18 protein-coding genes are annotated in these 19,494 nt (G+C 72.8%); 9 read left to right on the top strand and 9 right to left on the bottom strand.

All coding sequences use genetic code 11. From position 1 onward, the window contains the following. Positions 1-5 precede the first annotated feature (5 nt). Genes ABGB12_RS12930 through ABGB12_RS12915 form a run of 4 tightly spaced genes read right to left on the bottom strand, consistent with a single transcriptional unit; the run spans position 6 to position 2,996 of the window. The gene (locus ABGB12_RS12930) at positions 6-1,127 is read right to left on the bottom strand and encodes an AAA family ATPase (protein ID WP_347677335.1); all 1,122 of its coding nucleotides are present in this window, start codon (positions 1,125-1,127) and stop codon (positions 6-8) included. Beyond that, positions 1,111-1,899 (bottom strand): RNA ligase family protein, encoded by a 789-nt coding sequence (locus tag ABGB12_RS12925; protein ID WP_347677333.1) that lies wholly within the window; start codon positions 1,897-1,899, stop codon positions 1,111-1,113. The genes ABGB12_RS12930 and ABGB12_RS12925 overlap by 17 nt, the downstream gene beginning before the upstream one ends. Positions 1,900-1,940: 41 nt before the next feature. Further along, entirely contained in the window at positions 1,941-2,489 is a 549-nt protein-coding gene (locus tag ABGB12_RS12920; RefSeq protein ID WP_347677331.1) for an NADAR family protein, read from the bottom strand. A 51-nt stretch (positions 2,490-2,540) separates the two neighbouring features. Next, the gene (locus ABGB12_RS12915; protein ID WP_347677329.1) at positions 2,541-2,996 is read right to left on the bottom strand and encodes a helix-turn-helix domain-containing protein; all 456 of its coding nucleotides are present in this window, start codon (positions 2,994-2,996) and stop codon (positions 2,541-2,543) included. Positions 2,997-3,094: 98 nt separating this feature from the next. Between ABGB12_RS12915 and ABGB12_RS12910 the strand changes: the two genes are divergently transcribed. The 4 genes from ABGB12_RS12910 to ABGB12_RS12895 all read left to right on the top strand — a co-directional run bounded on the left by ABGB12_RS12910 (position 3,095) and on the right by ABGB12_RS12895 (position 7,573). Further along, entirely contained in the window at positions 3,095-4,471 is a 1,377-nt protein-coding gene (locus ABGB12_RS12910) for an MFS transporter (RefSeq protein ID WP_347677327.1), read from the top strand. Between the two features lie 100 nt (positions 4,472-4,571). Continuing rightward, positions 4,572-5,492, top strand: coding sequence for an endonuclease/exonuclease/phosphatase family protein (locus ABGB12_RS12905; protein ID WP_347677325.1), 921 nt, complete (start codon positions 4,572-4,574; stop codon positions 5,490-5,492). A gap of 75 nt (positions 5,493-5,567) precedes the next feature. Next, positions 5,568-6,587 (top strand): Gfo/Idh/MocA family oxidoreductase, encoded by a 1,020-nt coding sequence (locus ABGB12_RS12900; RefSeq protein WP_347677323.1) that lies wholly within the window; start codon positions 5,568-5,570, stop codon positions 6,585-6,587. A 92-nt stretch (positions 6,588-6,679) separates the two neighbouring features. Beyond that, a complete protein-coding gene (locus ABGB12_RS12895; RefSeq protein WP_347677321.1) occupies positions 6,680-7,573 on the top strand; it encodes a DMT family transporter in 894 nt (297 codons plus the stop codon). A gap of 131 nt (positions 7,574-7,704) precedes the next feature. On the opposite strand, the gene ABGB12_RS12890 is transcribed toward ABGB12_RS12895, so the two are convergent. Next, on the bottom strand, positions 7,705-9,465 hold the full coding sequence (locus tag ABGB12_RS12890) for a hypothetical protein (protein WP_347677319.1): 1,761 nt from the start codon (positions 9,463-9,465) through the stop codon (positions 7,705-7,707). A 216-nt stretch (positions 9,466-9,681) separates the two neighbouring features. Further along, a complete protein-coding gene (locus ABGB12_RS12885; RefSeq protein WP_347677721.1) occupies positions 9,682-10,461 on the bottom strand; it encodes a tyrosine-protein phosphatase in 780 nt (259 codons plus the stop codon). Positions 10,462-10,570: 109 nt separating this feature from the next. Here ABGB12_RS12885 and ABGB12_RS12880 point away from each other — a divergent pair, with 109 nt between their 5' ends. After that, positions 10,571-11,806, top strand: a complete 1,236-nt coding sequence (locus ABGB12_RS12880) for an isochorismate synthase (RefSeq protein ID WP_347677317.1) — start codon at positions 10,571-10,573, stop codon at positions 11,804-11,806. On the opposite strand, the gene ABGB12_RS12875 is transcribed toward ABGB12_RS12880, so the two are convergent. Together ABGB12_RS12875 and ABGB12_RS12870 are read right to left on the bottom strand one after the other, a co-directional pair. Further along, positions 11,788-12,447, bottom strand: coding sequence for a TetR/AcrR family transcriptional regulator (locus ABGB12_RS12875; protein WP_347677315.1), 660 nt, complete (start codon positions 12,445-12,447; stop codon positions 11,788-11,790). The genes ABGB12_RS12880 and ABGB12_RS12875 overlap by 19 nt on opposite strands. Before the next feature lie 133 nt (positions 12,448-12,580). Continuing rightward, positions 12,581-13,072, bottom strand: a complete 492-nt coding sequence (locus ABGB12_RS12870) for a pyridoxamine 5'-phosphate oxidase family protein (RefSeq protein WP_347677313.1) — start codon at positions 13,070-13,072, stop codon at positions 12,581-12,583. A 79-nt stretch (positions 13,073-13,151) separates the two neighbouring features. Between ABGB12_RS12870 and ABGB12_RS12865 the strand changes: the two genes are divergently transcribed. The 4 genes from ABGB12_RS12865 to ABGB12_RS12850 all read left to right on the top strand — a co-directional run bounded on the left by ABGB12_RS12865 (position 13,152) and on the right by ABGB12_RS12850 (position 18,803). After that, positions 13,152-14,738 (top strand): family 10 glycosylhydrolase, encoded by a 1,587-nt coding sequence (locus ABGB12_RS12865; RefSeq protein WP_347677311.1) that lies wholly within the window; start codon positions 13,152-13,154, stop codon positions 14,736-14,738. A 77-nt stretch (positions 14,739-14,815) separates the two neighbouring features. Continuing rightward, a complete protein-coding gene (locus ABGB12_RS12860) occupies positions 14,816-15,022 on the top strand; it encodes a DUF3040 domain-containing protein (RefSeq protein ID WP_347677309.1) in 207 nt (68 codons plus the stop codon). 533 nt (positions 15,023-15,555) lie between these two features. After that, complete coding sequence (locus ABGB12_RS12855) at positions 15,556-15,996, top strand: ATP-binding protein (protein WP_347677308.1); 441 nt, start codon at positions 15,556-15,558, stop codon at positions 15,994-15,996. A 41-nt stretch (positions 15,997-16,037) separates the two neighbouring features. After that, positions 16,038-18,803 carry a hypothetical protein gene (locus tag ABGB12_RS12850; RefSeq protein WP_347677306.1) on the top strand — a complete coding sequence of 922 codons (2,766 nt, stop codon included), beginning with the start codon at positions 16,038-16,040 and terminating at the stop codon, positions 18,801-18,803. A gap of 83 nt (positions 18,804-18,886) precedes the next feature. On the opposite strand, the gene ABGB12_RS12845 is transcribed toward ABGB12_RS12850, so the two are convergent. Then, positions 18,887-19,429, bottom strand: a complete 543-nt coding sequence (locus ABGB12_RS12845; protein WP_347677302.1) for a hypothetical protein — start codon at positions 19,427-19,429, stop codon at positions 18,887-18,889. Positions 19,430-19,494: the final 65 nt, after the last annotated feature.

Here is a 19,494-nt window from a genome sequence, read left to right as displayed (position 1 = left end):
CTTGTTCACGTCCGGTCGAGCCAGGTGACGGTGTGCGCCTCGGTCGGGTCCGGGACCTCCCAGCGGGAGGCCAGGCGGGTGATGACCTCGTCCGGGACGGGCGAGGGCCGGGCCCGGTTGCGGGCGCGCAGGACGGCGGGGGCCGCCTCCAGGGAGACCAGTTCGATCCGGGCGCGGTAACCGGCCGCGAGGCCGATGCAGCGTTCCCGCATCTGCCGTGACACGTTGGTGGCGTTCCAGACGAACGGGCTGCCCGCCCGCAGATGCCCCCTGGCCCGCTCGAAGGCGGCCGCGGCGACCGGCCGCTGATCGGCGCCGGGGGAGACGCCCAGTTCGGCGCGCAGCTCGTCGAGGCTGACGACGGGCAGGCCCGGCAGGCGTTCGGCGATCCAGGTGTCCTTGCCCGCTCCGGGCAGCCCCGACAGCACGGTGACCGTCAGGCGGGTGTCGTCGTAGGCGTCGTAGGACGGGTCACGGCCGGGAGTGCGGAAGTACTGGAAACGCGCGTGGTCGGAGGGGAAGGCTCTGGGCCCGTCCAGGCAGTCCTGCTCGGCGCAGTACTCCTCGTACAGGGCGACGTTCTCCAGCACCTCGGCGAGGTCGCCGCACTCCCGGCCGCGCAGGTCGGCCTCGGCGAGCAGGGCGAGGTCGGCGTTGGAGGCCAGCAGGCTCACCTGGAAGACGGTTCTTTGGAGGTCGGGGCGTTCCAACCCCCAGAAGGGCATCTGGTGATGGCGGACGAGCGCGGCCACATGTTCGCGCCAGGCGATCGGAGCGCCGAGCTCCCACAGGATCCGACGGGCCATCAGGTCGCCCTGGCGGGAATGGCCGTGCGCGGTGACGCGTCCGTCCTCCTCGCGGGTGCAGCGGGGTTTGGCCACGTCGTGCAGGAGCGCCGCGGCGAAGAGCCTGGTGCGCTGCTCCTCCGGGCGGTCCCGCCAGCGGGGCAGCGCGGCCAGCGCCTCGCACACCATCCGCGTGTGCGTCTCGACGTCCCCCTCGGCGTGGTGCACCGGGTCCTGCGCGACGCCCGCCAGGTCCCGGATCCAGGGGAAGGCGGCCCGGACGGACTCCCAGTCGACCCGCCAGTGCGGGGGGCGGGGGCACAGTTCAGCGAACGCCCGCATACAGCGCCTCCGGGTCGGCCAGTCCGTTCGCGACGATCGGCCGGTCCTGCCAGTGGCCTCCGGCGTCGAGGATCGCGGTGAGGAAACTCGAACGCACCCACTTGAATCGGGCGACGGTCCGCCCCTCCTCCTCGAGCTTGAGGTAGAGCCCCTCCATCTCGTCGGAGGCGTCGGTCTCGGCCCGTACCCGGTCGGGGTCGAGGCCCGCGGCGAGCGCGGCCTCGTCCAGGGACTCCCGCCAGCGTGCGGTCCGGCAGGTGGACGGGCCGACGAGCGACGTCAGCTTCTCCAGCCTGGAGACGGGGCCTTCGTGCAGTACCGGCACCGAGTGGACGGGGGTGCCCGCGAGCAGTTCACGGCGCGCGGCGGTGGAGAGAAAGACGTCCTCGTGCCGGTCGTAGACGTCGAACTCGCAGAAATAGTGGGGGAGGGCGTCGTAGAAGACGGTGTGCTTGGCGTACATCCACTCGCCGTACATGATGTACCTGTGGCCCAGCACCGGCCACAGCAGGTGCGCGACGGCCGACGCCCAGGCCTTGAAGGGCGCGAACTGCCGTTCCCTCGGGCCGCCGGTCAGGTAGTGGCCGCGTGACTGCAGCCGCAGCTCGCCGTCCGGCCCGAAGCCGACGCCGCAGTTGGCCCCGTCGAGCTTCTCCTCCACCACCAGGTGCCGCCCGGCCACCTCGCGGAACGGCACCGCGGCCAGATCGTGGTCGCCCGGCTGGAGCCTGGACCCCTGCAGGTGCGGAGTGCGGGGGTATTTGCGGATCATGCCATCGTTTTACGCGGTGCCGTCCGGCTCCGTCGAATGGTTTACCGCAGCCGGGCCCGGGCCTCCATCAACGCGAACCCCAGCAGGTTGAGGCCGTCCCATCGGGCGGGGTCGGCGGCGCGCTCGTCGTCGGCGGCCAGCCCGATGCCCCAGATCCGGTCGAGCGGGCTCGCCTCCACCAGCACGCGCTCCCCGGTGCCCAGCAGGTATCCCCGCAGGCCGGGGTCGCCGCCGAACTTCGCGACATTGCCCTGCACGACGAACTCGAACCGGTGCGCCGCCCACCGCTCCTCGTCGAACTCCTGGATCTCGCGTCCCAGCCGCTTGGCCTCGCCCGGGTGCCCGGCCGCCAGGATCAGCTCCTCGCGCTCGGTGTCGCCGAACAGGCGCGCCTTGGCGGCCATCATGTAGTGCTCCGCGCTGCGGTAGACCCTTCCGCCGTGCGCGGGATCCTCGAAGTCGCGCTCGAACCACTGGCTCAGCACGTGCTTACCGCTCCCGGTAGGCCGGTGCCCCCAGAAGAACAGGTACTTCGGGACGGCTCCATCGCTCCGCAGACGGAGGAGGTCTTCGACGCTGCGCGGCTCCATGCCCGCACTCTAAGGTCTGCGCGCGGTCCGAGAGGGGCGACGGGGCGCCGTTCAGGACGAGGTGGGGCCGCTCAGTTCCCAGTCGGGGGAGTTGACGGTGAGGCGGATGTCCTCGGGGCGCACCTCGGCTCCGCAGTGGCGGCAGGTGAAGACGAGGTCCAGGGGGTGGCCGCAGGTGTGCGCGGCGGCGACGGGGGGCTCGTCGGCCAGCCAGCGGTCGCCCCACTCGCGCAGCAGGTTCAGGATCATGCGCAGGTCGCGGCCCGCCTCGGTGAGGTGGTACTCGAAGCGGGGCGGACGGTCGGAGTAGCGGCGGCGGGTGATGACGCCCGCGGCCTCCAGGGAGCGCAGCCGGGTGGTGAGGATGTCGCGGGACGCCCCGGTGTTGCGGGCGATCTCGTCGAACCGGCGGTTGCCGAAGGAGATCTCGCGGATGGCCAGCAGCGCCCAGCGCTCCCCGACGATCCGCAGCGCGTCGGCGATGGAACAGGGCCTGCCGGTGTTCATGCCTACAAGGTTGCCATATCCAACCCACTGGGTCTACCGTGCCGCCATCACTAAGTTGGAAAATCCAACCTAGTGCCGCCCTCCGGGAAGGACCCGCTTTGAAATCCTCCGCACCCTCCGCCGCGGCCGTCCGGCTCGGTCCGGTCTTCGCCCTCGCCGCCGCAGGGGTCGCGATGTCCAACCTCGACCTGTTCATCGTGAACGTCGCGCTGCCCGTCGTCGGCGAGCACTTCGAGGACGCCCCGCTGTCCCGGCTGTCCTGGATCCTCAACGCCTACGCGGTGGTCTTCGCCGCGCTGCTCGTCCCGGCCGGCGGGCTGGCCGACCGCACCGGCCCCCGCCGCGCCTACCTGTGGGGCGTCGCGGTCTTCACCCTCGCCTCGGCGCTCGCGGCGCTCGCCCCCGGCGTATGGGCCCTGGTCGCGGCCCGGGTCCTGCAGGCCGCCGGGGCGGCCCTGCTCACCCCGGCCTCCCTGGGGCTGCTGCTGGCCGCCGCGCCGCCCGACCGGAGGGTCGGCGCGGTCCGGGGATGGACCGCCGTCGCCGGCCTGGCCGCCGCGCTCGGCCCGGTCGCGGGCGGGCTGTTGACCGCGCTGGACTGGCGCTGGGTCTTCCTGGTGAACCTGCCCGTCGGCCTGCTCGTCCTGCTGGCCGGTCCCCGCGTCCTGCCCGCCGCGCCTCCGGCCGGAGGCCCCCGCCCGGATCTGACCGGCGCGGGCGTCCTCACCGCCGCGATCGCCCTGCTGGCCCTAGGGCTGGTCAAGGCCGAGGACTGGGGCTGGACCTCCGCCTCCACCCTGGGGGTCCTGGCGGCCTCGGCCGTCCTGGCCTGCTGGTTCGCGGCGCGCTCGGCCCGCCACCCCGCGCCGGTCGTCCCCCCGGCGCTGCTGCGCACCCCCTCCTTCGCCCCGGCCACCCTGGCGAACCTGCTGTTCTCCGTGGCCTTCGCCGCCATGCTGCTGGCCTCGGTCCTGTGGGCGCAGACCGGCTGGGGCTGGTCGGCCCTGCGCACCGGCTGGGCCATCGCCCCCGGTCCGCTGATGGTGCCGGGCCTGGCCCTGGGCGCCGCGCCCCTGGTCCGCAGGATCGGCCCGGGAGCGGTCGCCGCCCTGGGTTGTGTCGTCTTCGCCGCCGGCAACCTGTGGTGGTTCGCCGCGCTGACCCCCGACCCGGCCTACCTCACCGCGTTCCTGCCCGGCATGCTGCTGACCGGGGTCGGGGTCGGCCTCACCCTGCCGACACTGGTCAGCGCGGCGGTCTCGGTCCTGCCCGCGGGTTCGTTCGCCACCGGTTCGGCCGTCGTCACCATGGCCAGGCAGATCGGCTCGGTCCTGGGAGTGGCCGCCCTCGTCGCGGTCCTGGGCACGGCGCCCGGCACCGGCGACTTCGACCACGGCTGGCTGTTCATCACCGCGGCCACCGCCGCCACCGGCGCGGCGGCCCTGACGCTCACCACCCGCCCGAGGAACGGATGAGCCGGTTTCACCCGCGTCCACCGCTGAAGATCGCCTAGACTCTTCCCGGTCGCGCCGCCGGGGCCCCGGGCGCCCCTCGCCGCCGTTCGGGAGGACGATCATGGGCTGGTGGAGAACGGCCGTCGCCTGGGCGTTGGTCTCGCCCTTCCTGACCTGGACGATGATGCGGATCTCCGGGCTCGACGCGGGTTTCCGGTGGATCCAGGTGGTCTCCTTCACCCCCTACGTGGCGGGCGCGGCGCTGGCGGTCCCGGTCGTGGCGCTGCTGCTGCGCAGCCGGGGCGCGGCGGCGGCCGGGCTGGCCGTCGCGGTGGCGCTCGGCGCGCTGGTGGCGCCCCGGCTGCTGGAGGAGGGGCAGCCCCCGGCGAAGGGACCCGTGCTGAGGGTGCTCAGCGCCAACGTCCGGTTCGGCCTCACCCCGCCCGACCGGGTGCTGGACCTGGTGCGGAAGATGCGGATCGACGTGCTGTCGATCCAGGAACTGCCACCCGGGGCCCGCCGGGCGCTGGAGGAGAAGGGCATCCTCGACCTGCTCCCGCACACCGCGAACGGCACGCACGACACCACGCTGTACTCGCGCCACCCCTTCCAGGCCGGTCCCGCCCCGGCGGGAGCGGTCCGGGCGGCGATGGACGTCCCCGGCGCGGCGCGGCCGATCGAGTTCGTGGCCGTGCACACCTGCGCCCCCCTGCGCCCGGCCCTCGACCGGTGCTGGCGCGCGGGCCAGGCCGAACTGCCCGCCGCCACCCCCGGGGACACGCCCCGGATCCTGGCCGGGGACTTCAACGCCACCCTCGACCACGAGAGCCTGCGCGACGTGCTGTCCACCGGCTACCGCGACGCGGCCGAGGTGCGCGGCGCGGGACTGCGCCCCACCTGGCCCGCCGCCGCGTGGTCGACCCCCGGCATCGTCATCGACCACGTCTTCGCCGACCGCAGGATCTCCGTCCTGGACTACTCGGTGCACGACCTGCCGGCCAGCGACCACCGCGCCGTGTACGCCGAACTCCGGCTTCCCTGAGCCGCCTCCAGGCGGGACATGCCTGGTGAGACCCCGGATTCCGGTCGGCTCCGAGCGGTTTGCCATGATCGAGGCATGACGTTGCGAGTGGTGCTCCTCGGCTACGGGACCGGCGGTTCGGTCTTCCACGCCCCGCTGATCACCTCGGTGCCCGGCATGGTGCTGAGGGCGGTGGTGACGGGCAATCCGGAACGGCAGGAAGAGGTGCGACGGCGCTACCCCGGTGTGGCGGTGCTGCCGGATCCGGCGCCCGTGTTCGACGACCCTTCGCACTACGACCTCATGGTGATCGCCACCCCGAACCGCACCCATGTCCCGCTGGCGACCCGGGCGCTGGAGGCCGGGCTGCCCGTGGTGATCGACAAGCCGATCGCGGTGAACTCCGAGCAGGCCAGACGGCTGGCCGAGATCGGGCCGCCGGTGTTCCCGTACCACAACCGCCGCTGGGACGGGGACTTCCGCACACTCCGGCGGCTCATCGCCGAGGGCGCGCTCGGCGGGATCAGGCGGTTCGAGTCCAGGTTCGAACGATGGCGGCCCCAGGTGCGGGAGTCCTGGAAGGAGTCGGCCGACCCCGCCGACGCGGGGAACATCGTGTACGACCTCGGCACCCACCTCATCGACCAGGCGATCTGCCTGTTCGGTCCGCCCACCCACGTCTACGCCGAACTCGACACCCGGCGGCCGGGCGCGGTCACCCCGGACGACGCCTTCCTGGCGCTGACCCACGAGAACGGCGTCCGGTCCCACCTGTGGATGAGCGCGACCGCCGCCGACCTCGGGCCCCGGTTCCGCGTGCTGGGGGACAAGGCCGCCTACGTCACGCACGGCATGGACATCCAGGAGGAGGCGCTGCGAGCGGGCCGCACTCCGCGCGAGCACGGCTGGGGGCAGATGCCGCCGGAGACCTACGGGTTCCTGGGGGTGCCGGGCCAGGCCCGGCCCGTCCGCACGGAACTCGGCGTCTGGCAGGAGTTCTACGCGGGCGTGGTGAACGCGCTCGAGCACGAGGGCCCGCCTCCCGTGCCGATCGAGGACGCCATCGCGGGACTGGAGGTCATCGAGGCCGCTCTGCGTTCCGCGGCGGGACGTTAGCGGCTTTCGGACGTCTCGTTCGGAGACCTCCCAGGTCCACCGTTCGGCCTCGAAAAAAGGTTCGACAGCGGGTCTACTGTCGGATCGTGACCATGACAAGACGATCAGAAGAGAACGGCCGCGCGGAGGGGAGCGGGCTCGCCCTGGGAGCGGTGGCCTTCACCGTCGTGGCCTGGGCGTCGGCGTTCGTCGCGATCCGCGGCCTCGGTGACGACTTCGGACCCGGTCCCCTCACCCTCGGCAGGCTGGGCGTGGCCGTCCTCGTACTCGGCGGGACGCTGGCGGTGCGCCGGAACTGGGTGCGGCCGACCCGCCGGGAATGGACGCTGCTCCTGGTCTACGGGGTGGTCTGGTTCGGCGTCTACAACGTGGCGCTGAACGCGTCCGAGCAGCGCATCGACGCGGGGACCGCCGCGATGCTCGTCAACATCGGGCCGATCCTCATCGCCCTGCTGGCCGGGACGCTCCTGAACGAGGGCTATCCCCGCTGGCTGCTCGCCGGAGCCGGGGTCGCGTTCGCCGGAGCGGCGCTGATCGGCGTGGCGACGGCGGGCCGGGACGACGCCGACCTCCTCGGCATCGTCCTCGGCGTGGCGGCCGCCGTCGCCTACGCGATCGGGGTGGTGGCGCAGAAACCGGTGCTGCGGAGGCTCCCCTCCCTGCAGGTGACCTGGCTGGGCTGCGTGATCGCCGCGGTCGCCTGCCTGCCGTACGCGCCGGCCCTGGCCGAGGAGGCGGCCCGGGCATCAGCCGGAGCGCTCGGCGGCCTGTTCTACCTCGGACTCGTCCCCACGGCCCTGGCCTTCAGCACCTGGGGTTACGCCCTGGCCCGGATGGACGCCGGACGCCTCGGCGTCACCACCTACCTCGTCCCGCCGCTGGCCGTCGTCCTGGCCTGGGTCCTGCTGTCGGAGGTCCCCGCCCCGCTCGCCCTCGCCGGCGGCGTCGTCTGCCTGGCCGGGGTCGCCCTCTCCCGCCGCCGTTGAGTCCTCGTCGCCCTCTTCGTCCTCGGCCGCGCGCCTGCGGTCCAGGATGACCGCCCCGGCGATGACCCCGACGATGGCCAGGGCGGGGACGAAGAGGGCGATCGCCTCGACGGCGGCGTGGTGGGCGAGGATCATGCGCCCGACCGTACGGCCGCACGGCTCCCCAGGGCACCGGAGATCCGGGAGACCCCCCAGCCGAGGGCCAGCACCAGGATCAGGGTGCACAGCAGCACCACCAGGGAGGCCGCGGCCCACATCCAGCCGGGCACGTCCTGCTTGAGCTCGCGCTGCAGGATGGGCTGCTCGCCCTGGACGTCGCGGGTGAACCGAGGCTCGGCGGGCAGCGCCTTCGCGCCGATCGCCGGGTCCTCCGGCAGGTAGACGGGGATGGCGGCGAGCACGCGCCCGTCATGGATGCGCACGAGGGTCTTCCAGGTGCCGTCCAAGGGCATCGGCTCGGTCGTGCGGTAGGTCGCCGGGCCGGTCCGCTCGAGCCGGTCGACGTGCAGGCCGCCGCCCTGCCAGGCGGTGACCTGGATCCAGGCGGGGTCGTCCAGCGGACGGCTCAGGGTGAAGGTGGCGTTCCCGTCGGGGGACAGGGCGGCCGAGACCTGAAGGTCCTTCGGAACGGTGAAGACCAGGCAGTTGGCGACCGCGGCGCCGATGAGGACGAGCGAGGCGGCGAACAGGCCGCGGCTGACGGCGGGGCGGGGGAGCCGCCCGGCCAGACCCTCGGCCAGCAGGACGCCCAGGACCGCGCCGGACAGCCCGCCCGCCAGGGCCATCAGGACGCCCTCGACCAGGATGTCGGGGGTCCAGGGCAGCCGGAAGGCCACCTGCGTCCAGGCGTACTCCGCCGCGAAGCCGGCGGTGCCGACCACGAACCCGGAGACCACTCCGAAGGCCAGCGGACGCCTGATCAGCGCGAGCGCGACGAGTTCGACGAGCACCGCTTCGGCCAGGTACATGGGGACGGCGGCGTTGAGCTCGCCGATGACCGGGCCGACGACCAGCGAGACGCCGCCGCGGACCAGCATGTAGAAGACGGCGGCCAGGACCGCGCCGCCCCGGCCGACCCAGAGCCGTGCGGCGACCAGGGCGCACCCGGCGGCCAGCGCGATGAGGAACGGCTGGTTGACCAGCCGGAACTGCGGGACGCCGAAGTCGAACTCGGCCTGGAAGACCGAGAGCCCGATGAGGAGGCCGCCGCAGGTCATGGCGCGGCGCAGGTAGGACAGGGCGGGGGAGGGGGAGGTGTCTCCGGCTGCGGCGCGGCCCTCGCGCTCGAGGACGAGCATGCCGACGAGGGACAGGCCGGCGCCGCCGATGAGCATCAGGTGGGTGGGGCCCCACAGGGTGACGTCCTGGCCGAAGATCCGGTGCCAGACGTCGTCCAGCGGGAATCCGAGCAGGGCGTAGAAGCCGGCGCCCGCGACGAGTGTGCCGCCCGCCGGGACGTACCAGGTTCGGGTGATGCGCACCGGGCCGGGGCCGGGCTTCTCCCCGACCGGCATGGTCAGGGCGAGGACTCCGGCGGCGAAGATGCCGAACAGCCCGATGAGGATGGGGTAGTGGGCGATGTTGGCGAGCGGGCCCTCATCCCGGCCGTGGGTGATGTGCAGGGAGATATCCCAGTACATCCCGAGCAACGCGGTGATGAGGGAGAACATGGCGACGACGGACGGAAGCGAAGCCCAGCCGGGCAGCCCCCGTCCGATGCCCTTGGCGCCCAGCGCGGCCAGGGTGTCGAGCACCCGCAGCCGTCCGGTGCGGTGCCCGTAGCCCAGGGCGAGCAGCACGACGGTCAGCACCAGGGCGACGCCGCTGGCGATCAGCACCTGGTCGAGCGCCGCGCCTCCGGCCGGTTTCAGCTCTTCGGCGAGAACTCCCATGAACGACTCCTCGAAGGGGGGTGACAGCACCGCACCCTAATACCCCACTGGCTTATGTGTCATTCATCAATGTCTCATTCGTGGGGTAGGGGATCTGTGTCCTTCGCCACGGGCGGTCGGCACCCTGCGGTAGAGGCGTTCCGCATGCCAATGAATGAACCCCCGGCGAGGCCTTCGCCTCCCGAGGGTTACCTTACTGCGTAAAGGCGCCGGGTCTCAGCGCACCAGACGGGAACGCAGCGCTCCGGTGTCGTCGTCGTTCCAGCCGTTGGCGGCGAGCCAGTTCAGGACCCCGCCATGGAGGCGGTCCAGGCCGTGCAGGAAGCGCTCCATGATGAAGGCGTGGGGGAGGTGGCTGTCGGTGGGGCGGTCGCGCAGGTCGGCGTGGTAGGTCTCGCTGCTCAGCAGGCGGTGCAGGATCGCGTCGAGGCGTTCGGCGGTCAGCGCGTAGTCGGCGATGATCGCCTCGCGGGCCACGCCCGCCACCTCCAGGGCCAGCGCGCTGACCACGCCGGTGCGGTCCTTGCCGGCCGCGCAGTGCACGATCGAGGCGCCCTCCTCGTGCGCCATGACGCGCAGTGCGGAGACGATCGAATCAGCCCTGTCGCGCAGGTAGCCGTGGTAGAAACCGACAGATTTGTGCTCGGGGTCCTCCTGGACGGTCCGGCTCTGCCAGGGCAGCGCCTTGTCGACCTCGACTCCGGCGGCGATCTGCGTCTCCACGAACAGGGACAGGTGGTGGATCGTCATCCCGGGCAGTCGGGTGAGCGGGCCGGGCCCCTCGCGTTGGACCTCGGCGAGGCTGCGCAGGTCGATCACATGGCCGACGCCGAGTTCCTCCGACAGCAGGGCCACGTCGCTCGCGGTGAGGCCCTGCAGGTTGTCCGAGCGCAGCACCCGGCCGAAACGCGTGGCGCGTCCGTCCGTGGTGGGGAGGCCGCCCAGGTCGCGGACGTTGACGGCACCTTCGAGGGAAATCCAGCGGGTCTGCTCCATCACGATCGTGAGCCTACCCTCGGGCAAAGGAGGTATATCGCGTAAATCACGGGATGAACAGCGGTACCTGCTGTTTGAACAGGTTCAACTCTTCTGTAGTGTGTGCAAGGTGAGCGTCGCGCTGGGAGCCTCCGAACAGCTGACCGTCCGCACGGTGCCGACGGCCGGCCCCGTCGACCTCATCGCCCGGCTGCCGCACCCCTCGGCCCTCGCCTGGGTCCGGCACGACTCGGGAATGGTCGGCTGGGGAGAGGCCGCGCGCATCGACGTCCCCGGCGGCGACGACAGGTTCGGCTGGGCCCGCCGCAGGCTGACGGCACTGTTCCAGAACGCCCGGGTGGACGACCGGGTGGGGATTCCCGGCTCGGGTCCGGTCGCCTTCGGAAGCTTCGGGTTCGACCCCAAAAACGATGAATCGGTACTCATCGTTCCCCAGGTGGTGCTCGGCTGGCGGGACGGGCTGGCCTGGCACACCACGATCGGCGACGACGTCGACCCGCTGACGCTCATGCGCCCCGCCGAGGAGCCCACCGGGCTGGAGTGGCACGCCGGCTCGCTGAGCGAGGAGCGGTGGGGCCGGGCCGTGGAGAGCGCCGTGCGGCGCATCCGCGGCGGCGTCCTCGGCAAGGTCGTCCTCGCCCGCGACCTGCGGGTGCGGGCGTCCGGCCCGATCGACGCCCGGGTGCTGCTGCGGCGGCTGGCCGAGCGCTACCCCGAGTGCTACACCTTCGCGGTGGACGGCCTGGTCGGCGCCACCCCCGAACTGCTGGTGCGCCGGATCGGCGGGGCGATCGAGTCCCTGGTGCTGGCCGGCACCACCCCGCGCGGCGGCGACGAGGCCGAGGACAGGGAGCTGGGTCAGGCGCTGCTGCGCTCCGGCAAGGACAGGGGCGAGCACGCCTACGCGGCGGAGATGGTCCGGGAGGCGCTGCGCCCGCTGTGCGTCGAGCTGGACGTCCCGCGGGTCCCCGAACTGCTGCGCCTGGCCAACCTCCAGCATCTGGCCACGCCCGTCCGCGGCAGGCTGGCCGAGGAGCGCTCCGTGCTGGACGTGCTGGGCGCCCTGCACCCGACGCCCGCGGTGTGCGGCACCCCCACCGGCGAGGCGATGGAGCTCATCCGCGAACTCGAGGAGATGGACCGCTCCCGTTACGCCGGCCCGGTCGGCTGGGTCGACTCCCGGGGCGACGGCGAGTGGGGCATCGCGCTGCGCTGCGCCCAGCTCGACGGCGACGAGGCCAGGCTGTTCGCCGGCTGCGGCATCGTCGCCGACTCCACCGCTCCGGCCGAACTCGCCGAGACCAGGACGAAGTTCCGGGCGATGCGCTACGCGCTGGAGGGCTGAGCCGACCCCGGCTCCAGCAGGGGCAGGATCACCGCGACCTCCGGGTCGTGGTCGGCGGTGGCGCCGATCATCCCCACCAGCTGGCCGGAGAGCCACGGCACCAGGGACTCCCGGCCGAGGGTGCGCTCCTGCAGCCAGGTGAGCACGGCTCCCTCGCAGGCGGCCACCCAGCAGCGAAGGGTGAGCAGGAGGAACGGCGAGGGGGTCGCGACCTCCAGCCGGGCGAGCACCTGGTCGACCACCGCGTGCCTGGCCTCGTCGACCAGGGCCGCGGTCTCGGAGGTGGCGATGACCGAGCCGTTGCGCAGCAGGGCGATGTACCCGGCGGCGCGCTCCTCGGCGAAGGAGACGAACTCCTCCAGCGTCTCCTGGAGCTGGGAGAGCAGATCGCCGTCCCGCTGCCGGGAGAGGCGCGCCACCAGGTCGTCCACCGCGGCCCTGAGCGCGGCGACGCGGATCTCCTCGATGTTGGAGAAGTAGCGGTAGACCAGGGCACGGGAGACCTCGGCGTGCGCGGCGACGTCCTCCATCGTGAGGCGGTCGGGGCCGTTCCGGCCGAACAGCTCCAGGGCCGAGTCGATGAGGGCCTGTCTGCGCTCTTCGGGAGACATGCGGCGCGGGCGGTGATCGGTGCTGGTCATGCTCGCCTTGTCTGCTCGGGGAGCCTCGCTCGCGCCGTGGAGGCCTTCAGTGCACGGCCATAGTAGAAGGCGCTCCCGCCGTCCGCCAGACGTTCGGCGGGGGAGGGGCGCCCCCTCGCCGAACGCCGGGGACTCACTTCGCGGTCTTGGCGGTGAGCGCGCCGTCCTTCCACAGCAGGACGTCCAGGTGGTCTCCGCTCTCGGCCACCCTGGTCAGGACGACCTCGCGCGGCTCCACCCGGAACACCGGGCTGCCCAGCAGCTCCTCGGGAGTGCCCATCGCGCGCAGGATGGCGTCCGCCTCGTCCCGGTCCGTCACCTCGTTCGCGAGGCCCGAGATCTTGGCGTCGCCCGGCCAGCCCGCCGGGTCCTCGGGGTCGGGCTCCACGGAGGCGGAGTGGATCGCCACCCGGCCGTCGCGGCGGACGTCCCGGGCCTTCAGCGACTGCGGCATCATGCCGAGGACCACCCGGCCCCCGACGAACGCCATCTCGATCCCGCTGATGCGGGGCGAGCCGTCCTTGCGCAGGGTGGCCATGGTCTTGTGCTTGTGCGCGTCGAAGAGCGCCTGAACCTCCTCGGCGAAATCGGGCGCGGTCTCCGTCACATCGTTCCAGTCGGTCATCCTCCGATCGTCGCAGGGAGGTATGACAAAAACCGGGTCACGGCCCGGTCACGTCAGGGAAACGGGTAGCCTCCGGAAAATGCGAAGAGCGCTGAGTGCCGTGGCCGGACTGACGGGGCTGGTCCTGGCGACCGGATGTGCGAGCGGGGAAGCGGAGACGGCCCCGGTGCCGAACGCTTCGGCCGGGATGCCGCAGGCTCAGATGGGCCTGTCCTCGGCGGACGCCGAGTGCCCGGCGGTCAAGCCCGCGGGCGACGGTCCCGCCCGGCAGGTGCGCGGCATGTGGATCTCCTCGGTGTACGGCGGGGACTGGCCGGGAGACCCCGAGGCCCCGGTGGAGAAGAAGAAGGCCTCCTACCGGGCGCTGCTGGACTCGGCGAAGGCCAAGAAGCTCAACACCGTCTTCATGCAGATCCGCCCGGCCGGCGACGCGTTCTACCCCTCGTCCCACGAGCCCTGGTCGGTGTGGCTGACCGGCACCCCCGGCAAGGACCCGGGCTGGAACCCGCTGAAGTTCCTCATCGACGAGGCGCACGCGCGCGACCTGGAGTTCCACGCCTGGTTCAACCCCTACCGGGTCGGCGAGGACAACGACCGGCGCAAGCTGGCCCCCACCAGCCCGGCGCGCAGGAACCCGTCCTGGGCGGTGAAGTACGGCAAGTACCTGTGGTACGACCCGGGCCTGCCGCAGGTGCAGGACCTGGCGAGCGACGCCGTCATGGAGGTGGTGGAGAAGTACGACATCGACGGAGTGCACTTCGACGACTACTTCTACCCCTACCCCTCCGGCGGGGACTTCCCCGACTCGGGGACGTACAAGAAGTACGGCCAGGGCTTCAAGAACAAGGGCGACTGGCGGCGCGACAACGTCAACAAGCTCGTCAAGCGGCTGTCCACGCAGATCGAGGACGCCAAGCCGTGGGTGAAGTTCGGCATCAGCCCGTTCGGGATCTGGCGCAACAAGAGCAACCACCCGGAAGGCTCGGACACCAACGGCCTGGACTCCTACGCCCAGATCTACGGCGACACCCGCAAGTGGGTGAAGGAGGGCTGGCTGGACTACGTGCTGCCACAGCTGTACTGGGCCATCGGCGATCCGCGCGCCGACTACGCCACGCTCGTGGCCTGGTGGTCGAGGCTTGTGCGCGGCACCGGGGTGCAGCTGCTCATCGGGCAGGCCGGATACCGGATGGGGGAGTCCTCGTTCGCGACCGGGCCCGACCAGATCAGCCGGCACCTCACCCTCAACCGCAAGTACCCGGAGGTGCGCGGTGACGTCTTCTTCAGCGCGGCCGACTACACCTCCGACAAGAAGGGCTTCGTGTCGGCCCTGCTGCGCGACCACTACAGGACCCCGGCGCTGATCCCGCCGTCCGAGGGCGGGCAGAGGCCCGCCGCTCCCACCGGTTTGAAGGCCAAGCGTTCGGGTGGCAAGGTGACACTGTCGTGGAAGGGCCGGGCGACGTCCTACGCGGTGTACCGCAGCAACGGCAAGGGGGAGGGATGCGCCGCGGTCAAGGCGTCCGAACTGCTCACCACCACCCGCGGTACGTCCATCGTGGACACCACCGCCAAGGCCGGGCAGACGTACACCTACCGCGTGACGGCGCTGGACCGCACGCACCAGGAGAGCGGCCCGTCCCGCGCCTCCGTCACGGCTCCCTGATTGGGCCTGGGGCGGAGGATAGAAAGAGTCTTGATCGGGGAAAAGAACGGGGCAAGGTGACCCCCCGGAGGTACGGCATGGCCTTGTCGATGGACGAGGAGCGCATCCTCACCGAGATCGCATCCCGGCTCAGCCAGGACGACCCGGCGCTGGCGCAGCGGCTGGAGAGTTTCGGCGGGCCGGAGGGCACACCCAGGCGGCGCATCATCGCGGCGGTGCTCGTCGTGGTGTTCGGCGTGGTGGCCGCGCTGGCGGCGGCCGTGGCGATACTGCTGTCGCAGTAGCGGCCGCCCGGCCGACTTCGGCCCGACCCCGGTGACGGCACCGGGGTTGTTCGCCTGCCCCGCGTACGGGGTGAAAGTCAAGGCCGGTGTGGTGGTCGCCTCTCGGCGGACGGCACAACACGGCTCCAGCCGGACGGTATTCCGTGAAGGCTTCAGATGCGGCCCGGGGACACTGGCCACACCGGCGTTCTCCACCTTAACGGTCTCCGGGGGGTGCCTCCTCCATCTCCGCCGAGAGGTTTTTCACCGTGTCACCGGAGACCCGGCTTAATGTGACGCGTGTCACGTACTCCACACTGGGAGTCCATGCGTCCCAGGTTATGGGCGTATTGACTGATCTGCTGTGAGGAGTGGCCGATGGCGGAACCCTGTTCCCCCGACGGGCCGGGAACGGACGCGTCATACAACAGTGCCGTTTCGGCCAGACCTCACCGCCCCGCACTTCGCCGGAGGCTGACGGGGAACATTCCCGGGAGAGGGCCGGGGGCCCTCATCCGCCACCGCAACGCACGTCGATCGGGAGGAGACGGGCAGTGGACGCACCGGGACTAGGGTTGGTCGACTCGTCCGGCGCCCGCACCGCGGCCTGGGAACTTCCCTCGGATCTGCGGGCGCCGGGGCAGGCCCGCGCGCTCATCCGCACCGAGCTCTCCTCCTGGCGGCTCGCCGACCCCTCCGACGTCGACGACATCGTGCTGATGGTGGACGAACTCGTCGCCAACGCCGTCGTGCACGGCAAGGGGGCGATCCGGCTGAGGCTGCTGCTCGACGGGCTGCTGCTGCGCGGCGAGATCACCGACGACAGCCCCCTCGAGCCGCCGCCCGCGCCCGAGGTCGAACGCCCCGTCGACGCCGAGGACGGCCGCGGCCTGTTCCTGGTGGCGATGCTGGCCGCCGACTCCGGCTGCAGCAGCCAGGAGTCGGGCAAGACCGTGTGGTTCACCCGCTGGCTGACCGGCCTGGCCGGGGCTTGATCACCCGGCCGAACGTCACCGAAGGCGACTAGGATCGGCGTGTGAACTGGCAGACCTCCGGAACCCCCGCCGATGATCCCTTCGCCAAGGCCGAGGCCGACGTCCGGGCGATGACCTCCTCGCAGTGGTGGCAGACCGCGGCGCCGCCGCAGCGGGCCGAGCAGGTCGCCTCCCGGCTGCTGGCCGGGCCCGGAGAGTGGTGGCTGTTCGGCGCCTGGGGGCGGTGGTACCGCTGCGGGCTGGACGCCCACTGGCACCCCTCGCCGCCGCCCGCCGACCAGGCGGCCCGCCGGATCCTGGCGCCCGCCCCGCCCGGCGTCGGCAACCCGCCGGTGCCGCCCCAGCTGGTGCCGACCGGGCCGGACGTCGGTGCGGGCCCCATGGCCACCGCCGGGCTGCTGGGCGAAGGTCCCTCAGCCGATCTGGTGGCCCGGGTGCAGCAGACGCTGATCACCGCGATCGCGGTCGACCCGCAGCAGTTCGCCATGCAGGACCCGGCGTTCCAGCCGGGTACCCCCACCACCGTCGCCGCGCTGTGGGGGGCGATCCTCTTCAGCTCCGGCACGCCCGTGGTGCTCGGCGAGCACCCCCTCGTCGCCATGTTCGCGCCCTACCTGACCGTGCAGGCCGAGCACCTGCGCTGGATGATCGCGCCGGACCTGATGCGGCTGGCGGGGTACTACACCGACCGGCTGTCCGCCGGAGACCCGGTCGGCGCCGCGTTCCTCGTCCGGATGATGGGAGAGGCCGCCTCCGCGCTCGCCACCGACCCGGCGTTCCAGCCGGGCGCGTCCGCGCTGGCCGCCGTCTGCGCGACCACGCTCCAGTACGTCCAGGCCGACCTGCAGGCCATCCCCTACGGGGCGCAGACCGTCGCCAGGGAATGGCTGCGGCGCTGCCCCGCCGAGTACGCGGCGCCCATCGTGCGGGAGGCCTCGCCGGGCGAGTACCTGCGACTGGCCCTGTACGACCTGGCCGTGCTGTTCGGCGAGCTGACCGAGGGCATCCCGCCCAACCCGACCGACCTGCGCCGGGCCGCCGCCGCCATCATGGCCGCCGACCTGCAGACGGTCCCGCACGCGGTGCCCGCCGTGCTGCCCTGGCTGGACCCCGAGAGCGCCCGCACCGTCCAGGAGGTGCTCGGCCAGGCCCAGCACCCGCTGCGCGAGCTGTTCCCCCAGGGGGTGCGGCTGCCGCCCAAGCTCAGCAGCACCGACCCCGCCCAGGTCCGCGCGCTGCTGGCCACCAGCCACGCCCTGGCCATGACCGCGTGCCGGCTGGCCCAGACCGCCCCCCAGCACCTGGAGTTCATCGTCCCCGCCGCCTGCGCCGCCGAGCTCGGCACCCCCGCGCTCAGCCGGCCCAAGGGCACCGGCGAACTCAGCGCCTGGGAGATCATCAACGCCGCGCGCAAGCACCTGGCCGACGAGCGCAGCGCGGCCCAGCCCGCCGCGGAGGCCGCGCCGCCTCCCGCGCCCGCTCCCCTCCCGTCTCCCGCGCCGCCGCCCCCGGACGACGACCCGTTCGCCACCCGCCAGGGCGCGGCGAGCTCCCCTCCGCGGTTCCCGCAGCCGGCACTCGCCGAGCCGCCCGCGGCCCAGGGCGCCGACCAGCAGGCGCAGCCCGCTCCGGTGCACGACCCGTTCGGCGAGTACGCCCCCGAGGTCCCCCAGCCGGGCCTCCAGCCACCCCCGCCCTACGGCACCGCGAGCCCTTCCGCCCCCGGATACCCGCCCGCCCAGCCGGCCCCCGACGCCTACGGCCAGCCGCCCGCGGCCCAGTTCGGCCAGCCCGCGCCCGGGCCGTTCGGGCAGCCGCCCGCGGCCCCGGCGCCGCCTCCCTACCCCGGCGAGGCCACGGCCCCGTACACGCCGCCGTCCGCTGCGCAGGAGCCGTCCGGCGAGACGTCCCCCTACATGCCCACGTTCGCCACCCGGACGCCGCCGCCCATGCCGGTGAGCCGGCCGTCGGCGCCGCGGCCCTCCCCGGCCCCGTCCGCGCAGGAGGGCGGCCCGCGCGTGGTGGAGGCCTACGGCGTCAGGTTCCTGTGCGGCCCCGACGACGCCGAGCGCATGCTGACCGAGGTGCGCCGGCGCGGCAAGTGGGCCCAGCAGCTCCGCGGCCAGGAGGTCTCCAGCGCCTCCGCTCCCGCCGTCCTCCTGGTCGGTGAGCCCTCGACCGGCCAGCGCCGCCTGGCCCGCATGATCGCCCGGGCGCTGGCCGAGGTCGGCTTCAGCGGCAACCAGGTCCGCACCCTCCATCTGGAGCAGATCAGGGAACGCGGTCCCGAGGGGCTCGCCGCCCTGCTGCGCGAGCACTCTGGCCACACCGTCCTGGTGGAGGACCTCGACCAGCTCATCCTGGAGGACGGCCAGGGCGACGCCTACGCCCGCGCGCTCTACCGGGTCCGGGCCGAGGGCGTCACCGAGACCACCCTGGTCGCGGGCTGCGCCCCCGACCGCTTCGACGCCCTCTCCTCGGCGCACCCCGAACTCGTCACCGACTTCCGCACCGTCCGCCTCCCCGACCTGAGCGTTCCCGCCCACCGCGCCGCTCTCCTGCGCCTGCTGGCCGAGGAACGCTTCGTGGGCATCTCCGACGACGCCTGGCCGACGGTCCACCGGGACCTGGGCTCCCTCCCCGGCCGGGGCCGCCTCGTCAACGCCCGCCTGGTCGAGGCCTACCTGGACCGCGCCTGCACCCGCCACCTGGGCACCGCCGACGCCACCGTCGCCGTCATGGGCGAACGCGGCTTCACCCTCACTCCCGCCGACCTGGAGGGCCTCGCCGACGAACTCCCGCGCTGACCCGCCCGAGCCCCGTCCCTCGGGGCGGGGCACGCCGCCGGAGAGATGAGCGGCCCGGCGGCTCGCGGGCGGGCGGAGGCGGGTCAGATGGGCAGGTCGGAGATGACGCGCGGGGGAGCGGGCGGCTGGACGGGCCAGAGCTGGACGAGGTAGTGCTCGACGCCCTGGAGTTCGCGGAGGGCGGCCTGGAACTCGGTGTTGAAACCGTCGCGGAAGCGGTCGAGGAGGCCGTCGTAGAGGCGGGCGATCTCGGCGCGGTGGCGGGCGCGGACGGCCAGGCGGTAGCGGCCCACGCCGGCGGCCAGCCGCACGCCGTGCAGGACGGGTTCGCCGGTGGCGGTGGCGACGGCCACGGCGCCGCGCAGGTAGAGCTCGCTGAAGGCCTCCTGCTCCCACGGGCCGGGGGAGGAGGGAGGTTCGGCGTCCCACTCCTCCAGGAGGAGGGTGATCTCGACGTCGTCCTGGAGGCTGCCGATCCACATCTGGTCGTAGCCGACGCTGACCAGCTCGGTGCCGGGCGGGGGCGGGGACTGTATCCCCGTCGGGTCGGCGCCCAGATCGTGCACCCGGAACATCCCCTTGTCCGGGTGCAGCCGCACGCCCACGCGCAGCAGTCTGCGATTCACTGGTCGGTTCCCTTCTGGCCCCCGGGACAGCACTCGCTGCAGGGGGACATCCTGCCGTACCGGGG

Source organism: Actinocorallia sp. B10E7, assembly GCF_039871655.1.
GTDB lineage: Bacteria > Actinomycetota > Actinomycetes > Streptosporangiales > Streptosporangiaceae > Actinocorallia.
This window is presented reverse-complemented; position numbering and strand designations above follow the sequence as displayed.